This window comes from Micromonospora sp. AMSO12t, assembly GCF_008806585.1.
Taxonomy (GTDB): Bacteria; Actinomycetota; Actinomycetes; order Mycobacteriales; family Micromonosporaceae; genus Micromonospora; species Micromonospora reichwaldensis.
Window position 1 is genome coordinate 1 of sequence record NZ_WAAS01000353.1, and the last position, 5,645, is coordinate 5,645.

8 protein-coding genes and 1 tRNA gene are annotated in these 5,645 nt (G+C 71.7%); 1 reads left to right on the forward strand and 8 read right to left on the reverse strand.

Annotated elements, in window-relative coordinates; all coding sequences use genetic code 11:
• The 3 genes from F6X68_RS30100 to deoD all read right to left on the reverse strand — a co-directional run.
• On the reverse strand, positions 1-440 hold a 440-nt coding region (locus F6X68_RS30100), incomplete at its 3' end, for a thioesterase family protein (protein WP_151457420.1).
• Positions 437-1,075 carry a TetR/AcrR family transcriptional regulator gene (locus F6X68_RS30105; RefSeq protein WP_151457421.1) on the reverse strand — a complete coding sequence of 213 codons (639 nt, stop codon included), beginning with the start codon at positions 1,073-1,075 and terminating at the stop codon, positions 437-439. The genes F6X68_RS30100 and F6X68_RS30105, both read right to left, overlap by 4 nt.
• Positions 1,076-1,198: 123 nt before the next feature.
• Positions 1,199-1,906, reverse strand: coding sequence for a purine-nucleoside phosphorylase (gene deoD, locus F6X68_RS30110; RefSeq protein WP_151457422.1), 708 nt, complete (start codon positions 1,904-1,906; stop codon positions 1,199-1,201).
• Positions 1,907-1,981: 75 nt separating this feature from the next.
• Between deoD and F6X68_RS30115 the strand changes: the two genes are divergently transcribed.
• Positions 1,982-2,068: transfer RNA gene (locus F6X68_RS30115), tRNA-Ser, on the forward strand.
• A 191-nt stretch (positions 2,069-2,259) separates the two neighbouring features.
• Here F6X68_RS30115 and F6X68_RS30120 read toward each other — a convergent pair.
• From F6X68_RS30120 to F6X68_RS30140, 5 genes are all read right to left on the reverse strand, one after another.
• Positions 2,260-2,811 carry a DUF5872 domain-containing protein gene (locus F6X68_RS30120; RefSeq protein ID WP_151457423.1) on the reverse strand — a complete coding sequence of 184 codons (552 nt, stop codon included), beginning with the start codon at positions 2,809-2,811 and terminating at the stop codon, positions 2,260-2,262.
• 139 nt (positions 2,812-2,950) lie between these two features.
• Positions 2,951-3,481, reverse strand: coding sequence for a hypothetical protein (locus tag F6X68_RS30125; RefSeq protein WP_151457424.1), 531 nt, complete (start codon positions 3,479-3,481; stop codon positions 2,951-2,953).
• Positions 3,478-4,092 (reverse strand): hypothetical protein, encoded by a 615-nt coding sequence (locus tag F6X68_RS30130; protein WP_151457425.1) that lies wholly within the window; start codon positions 4,090-4,092, stop codon positions 3,478-3,480. The genes F6X68_RS30125 and F6X68_RS30130 overlap by 4 nt, the downstream gene beginning before the upstream one ends.
• A gap of 308 nt (positions 4,093-4,400) precedes the next feature.
• On the reverse strand, positions 4,401-4,592 hold the full coding sequence (locus F6X68_RS30135; protein WP_151457426.1) for a DUF397 domain-containing protein: 192 nt from the start codon (positions 4,590-4,592) through the stop codon (positions 4,401-4,403).
• Positions 4,583-5,350 carry a helix-turn-helix transcriptional regulator gene (locus F6X68_RS30140; RefSeq protein ID WP_151457427.1) on the reverse strand — a complete coding sequence of 256 codons (768 nt, stop codon included), beginning with the start codon at positions 5,348-5,350 and terminating at the stop codon, positions 4,583-4,585. The genes F6X68_RS30135 and F6X68_RS30140 overlap by 10 nt, the downstream gene beginning before the upstream one ends.
• Between the last annotated feature and the right edge of the window lie 295 nt (positions 5,351-5,645).

Here is a 5,645-nt window from a genome sequence, read left to right on the forward strand (position 1 = left end):
AGGGTCGCGGCCACCGCGCGGGCGGTGTCGGTCCAGGGGGCGGGGCGCAGGGTCGCCGGGTCGACCCGGACGATCGACCGCTGGCCCTCCGCGTGCACGATGCGTCCGTCGACTGAGTGGAACCGGTAGGCGTACCGGGCGCTGCTGGTGCCGAAGTGGTCGAGCCAGAAGTGCACCGCCACGGGGCCGGTCCCGGTGACCGGGGCCCGGTAGGTGATGGTGAACTCGCGGACGGCGTGGAACACGTCCGGTGCGCTCTGCTGGCCGGCCTGGAACGCGACACCGTGGTCCGCCCAGTACCCGGTCAGGGCCCGTTCGAGCAGCACCGCGTACCGGGCGTTGTGCAGGAGGCCGAACGCGTCGAGGTCGTCGAAGTGCACCGCGACGTGCGCGACGTGACCGAACTCGACGGCGGGCTGGTCGACGATGGCGTGGCTCATGAGAGGCCTTCCGGTAGCAGGGTCGGATCGGGGCACAGTGCCCGCAGTCGGTTCAGCAGGCCCTGGCGGGCGTGCCGGTAGGCGGTGTCGGGGTCCAGCAGCCGGGAGCGCATCGCGGCGGTGATCCCGAGGGCGTCGATCTCGTACGCCAGCTGTGCGACGTCCACGTCGGCGGGCAGCTCGCCGGCGGCGACCGCCTCGCGGACGAGCTGTTCGAGGAACGCGGTCCAGCGGCCGAACACCTCGGCGAGCCGGTCCCGGACCGGGCCGGGGCGCGCGTTGTACTCGAAGTCGGCGCTGGCGAAGAAGCAGCCGCCGGGGAGCACCCGGGCGGCGAAGAAGTCGATCCGGGCCTGGTGCAGTGCCCAGAGCCGCCGTACGCCCCGGGGGGCGCGCAGGGCCGGCTCGATGACCCGTTCCCGCTGCTGCTCGACCGCCCGGTCGACGGTGGCGAGCTGGAGCGCCTCCTTGGAGCCCCAGTGCGCGAAGAGGCCGGACTTGCTGACGCCGAGCGCGTCGGCGAGCTGGGCGAGGGAGAGCCCGTGCAGGCCGACCTCGGTGGCGAGGACCACGGCGGCGTCCAGCGCGGCGGTGCGGGTCCGGTCGCCCCGCGCGACGCGTCCGTCGACTGTCATGGGCACAGGCTAATGAATAAGCACGACCGTTCGTATAGTTTCTTGGCGTGACCATGGTCACGACATAGCGACGCCGCCCGCCATCCGGGGACGGACGGCGGGCGGCGTCGGGGCCGACGAGGATCAGGCGATGATCGTGTCCAGGGCGATCTCGACCATCTGGCTGAAGGTCTGCTCACGCTCCTCGGAGGTGGTCTTCTCGCCGGTCTTGATGTGGTCGCTGACGGTCAGCAGCGTCAGGGCGCGGGCCTTGAACCGGGCGGCGATCGTGTAGAGCGCCGCCGACTCCATCTCCACCGCCAGCACGCCGTACTCGGCGAGGCTGTCGTAGAGGTCCGGGCGGTCGGTGTAGAAGGCGTCCGCCGCCAGGATCGGCCCGACCCGCATCGCGATGCCGCGCCGCTCGGCCACCTCCACCGACGTACGCAGCAGCCCGAAGTCGGCCACCGGGGCGTAGTCGATCAGCCCGTCGAAGCGCATCCGGTTCATGTTCGAGTCGGTGGACGAGCCGATCGCCGCGATCACGTCGCGCAGCCGCAGGTCCTCGGTCAGTGCCCCGCAGGAGCCGACCCGGATCAGGCTCTTCACGCCGTACTCGTTGACCAGCTCATGGGCGTAGATCGAGGCGGAGGGCATGCCCATGCCGGAGCCCTGGACGGAGACCTCGACGCCGTTGTGGCGGCCGGTGAAGCCCAGCATGCCCCGGACCGTCGAGTAGCACTGCGCGCCCTCGAGGTAGGTCTCCGCGATCCACTTCGCCCGCAGCGGGTCGCCCGGCATCAGGACCCGCTCGGCGATCTCTCCCGGCTTCGCGCCGATGTGCGTACTCATGGCAAGGATCCTGCCAGGCCGCCCCGGGGCGTACCGGTTCGGCGTCCGAACCCGGGGTCATGTACCCTTCTCGGCGGTGGCGTGTCCGAGCGGCCTAAGGAGCACGCCTCGAAAGCGTGTGAGGGTTTACGCCCTCCGAGGGTTCAAATCCCTCCGCCACCGCTCGTGAAGTGCGAGAACGCCCGGCAGATCCGCAAGGATCGGCCGGGCGTTCTCGCATGCACCCCCCCCGCACCCCTGCCTGCGTCGATCATGCAGTTGTGGTGCCATGCGAAAGGGGCGTCTGGGTAGCTGTTGCCCACCACGAGTGCATGATCGACGTCGAGATGGGTGGGGCGGGGCGGAGGGGCCGGTCAGCGGCGGCTTAGTTCCTTTTCCAGGCGGGTGATGAGGGTCTTGCGGGATTTGCCGTCGCGTTCGCGGCGCAGTGCCGACTTCAGTTGGCCCTTGTCGAGGTCGCGGACTAGCTTGGCCGCCTCGGCGACCGGCAGCTCCGACAGTTGTTCGGCCGACGTGGCGTTGCGGCGGGCGCGTTTGGCCGGTCCGGTGTTGGCGACGTGCTGCTTGCCGGACTTTGATTCCTTCCGCTTCTTGGCGTCGGTCGCCCGCTTCTCCTTCTCGGAGAGCTCCTTCCAGGCCTGTTCGGGCAGGTAGCGGCTCGTCTCGTCGCCGTGCCGCGCCCGGGTGTCGCCCTCCTTGGTCTGCCAGTGCTCGCCGCCCCAGCGCTGGAGGGACTTCTGCCGTTCGTCCTTCGGGCCGACGAAGCCCCCGCCGCGCCTCTTGTACTCCTGGGTGACCAGCTGCGACTTGCGTGCCGACCACTGTCCCGGCCGGCCGCCCTTGTCGGAGGCCTTGATCTCTTCCTTGACCTGCTCCCTGAGTTCGGGCTTCGTGTACCGCGCCATGCCCGGCGGTTACCCGGCACCGTGGACCTCATGCTTCCGTCAGGTGCACGCCGGCGGGCGGAGTTCGGTGCGGGCGGTGGCCGGGGCGTGGCGTGGCCGCCTGTCGCGGGCGGTGGCCGAGTGCGGAGGGCGCCTGCGTTCAGCAGGGGCTGTGGCCCTCGTCGAAGAGGCGCTGGGCCCAGTCGGCGTACCCGGCGATGATCTTCTTCACCGCCTGCCCGTCGTGCAGGAAGAGGTACGCCCGGTCGCCCTGCCGGGCGAGCAGCCCGTCGAGCCGGTACGTCCCCTGTGGAGCGTCCAGCTCCCGGGCGGACGGGTAGCGGGTGCGGACCTCGTCGACCGGCATGCCGGCGGTGACTCCCTGCGGGGTGCGCGTCGCCTCGCCGAGCCAGAGCAGCACCAGCCGGTCGTCGACGAAGATGGGACTGGTCGTGTCGTACCCGGCCAGCGCCGGGCCGCAGGCGTCGATGTCGGAGCGCAGGATGCCCCGCCGGGTCAGCTCGTCCTCGGTGTCGCCGAACTCGACGTCGCGCAGGCCGTTGAGGTCGACCACCTCGACGGCCCCGACGGGCCGGCCGTCCAACTCGCGCAGCGGCGGGTGCACGCCGCTGCCCGAGACCCAGGCAGCCGTCGTCAGCGCGGCTATAAAGCCAAATTGTCGCAATTTCATGGAATCCCCCAGTCCCCAACGGGACCGGGCCGTTCAGGTTGCTGCCCGCCCGCAGATTGCCGGTTTTCCCATTCCTCGGCCAGCTCGTCCCAGTAGTCGGCGCTCAGCCGTCGGCGCCCGTGCGCCAGCCAGCCGGCGGTGCTCCGCTCGACGTGCAGGCCCAGCTCGGCGAACGGGTCGATCCACGCGCCGGGCTCCGCCCCGAGCCGGGCGAGCGCCGCGTTGAGCGGCCACTCCGGACGCGGCCCGTCGAAGAGACGGTCGAACCCCGGCCCCCAGCTCACCTGGCCGCCGAGCCACACCAGCGCCGACTGGTAGCCGGCGCCGCCGAGGAACTCCGCCTCCAGGTACGCCACCGGACCCGACCGCGACCAGCGGGCGAGGACCTCGGCGAGGGGTGCCGAGAGCACCAGGTGGAACGGCTCCTCCGGGGACCGCTCCGTCGTCGAGTAGTCGGGCGGCGCCCCGGTCAGCTCCTCGACCAGTTGCGGGGTGACCGGCAGCAGCGCGAACTCCTGGCGCAACTCGCCGAGGACCGCGTGGTCCAGGTCGGCGGTGTGCTCGCGGAGCAGCTCGGCGTCCGCGACGACCGCGCTGAGCTGGTAACCCATGGGAGCCCTCCGCCGTCCACAGCCTGTGGATGGAACATGTGTACGACGAGTCCCGCCTACGCCGTTCTCCGCACCGTACCCAATCGTCCCCTTCCGGCACCGCCCCGCAATGCCGCACTGCCGGCCCTCCTCCGGGCGTGGCGCGGCCTCCGGCGAGGGTCGGTCGGGCAGGGCGGAGAGGCAGGAGGTGATCCCTGCCGCCGCCAAGGGCGGGTGGAACGACACGGGTGCATCCCGCGTCGGGAGGCACCCGTGGTGTTCCACCCGCGCCTTGTGTCGGGGGTACCTCTGCCGTGGGCGGGCTCGGTTCAGGGGCGCTCGGCGATGGTGGCGACAAACGCGCGCCACGCCGCCGGCGCGAAGGCGAGCGCCGGGCCGGCCGGGTCCTTCGAGTCGCGCACCGCGACGACGCCGGGCAGGTTGTCGGCGACCTCGACGCAGTCGCCGCCGTTGCCGCTGCTGCGGCTGCTCTTGCGCCACCGCGCGCCGTTCAGCTCCATGTCTCCGCCACTTCCGTGATGAGATCGACCGACTGCCAGTGGGACAGCGCCTCGCCGCGCACGTTCTCCCACGCAGCCATCATGGCGGCGATGTCCGCGGGATCGCTAACCAGTTGGCCCTGGAGTTGGTTGTCGAGGTAGCCGGCGACCCGGTGGTCGTGGCTGCTGGCGATCACGAACGGCCCGTTCAGGCCCGCGTAGGCGCCGACCGACGACAGCACGACGTGCACCCGCACGTGTGGTTCGGCGCAGGCGGCGACGACGGCCCGGAGCTGCTCGCGCATCGTGGCCCGGCCGCCGACCGGACGGCGCAGCACCCCCTCGTCGATCACGGCCGTGAACTGCGGCGGCTCGTCCTGCCGCAGGATGCCCTGGCGGGCGAGCCGGGAGGCGAGGTGGCGCTCGACGTCGCCGCGGGGAAAGAGGCCGCCGCCGGTCAGCACGGCCCGCGCGTACGCCTCGGTCTGGAGCAGGCCCGGCAACACCATCGATTGGTACGACCGCAGCGACACCGCCTCGCGCTCGATCTCCTGCCACGGACGGAACCAGATCGGGTCACGACGTCTCGAAGTGTCCGGCCAGATGTCCGACACGTCCCGGCGGAGGGCCTCCGCCGCCCCCAACCGGTGCCGGGCGTGCGGGATGCGGTCCTCGGTCAGCCACCGCCCGACCGTCTTCGGGTCGACGCCGACGGTCTCGGCGAGGGATTCGATCGTGTGCCCGGTGTCGCTGAGCGCCACCCGGAGCGCATCGTTCACGGGCTCCTCCCATCGGATGTCTCAAATATCTGGCGACCATAGCGCTACGGGATGTATCTGTCTGCCCACACACGGCAAGTTGGGGTGACGAAGACGGCGCGGCCGGTGGAGGCGAAGGAGCCCGGCGGTCGGCGTCAGTCGCGGGGCCGCCCCGGCGGGGAGGGCGGGGCGGCCCCCCTCCAGTCCCACGTCCCTGCCAGCCCGGCCCTTTCAGCCTTTCGTCCCGCCAGGGCGAGCCCTGCCGAGCCGCCAAGGAGGTCCGCCCGTGCCAACCCGCCGCGCTCCAGTCTCCGAG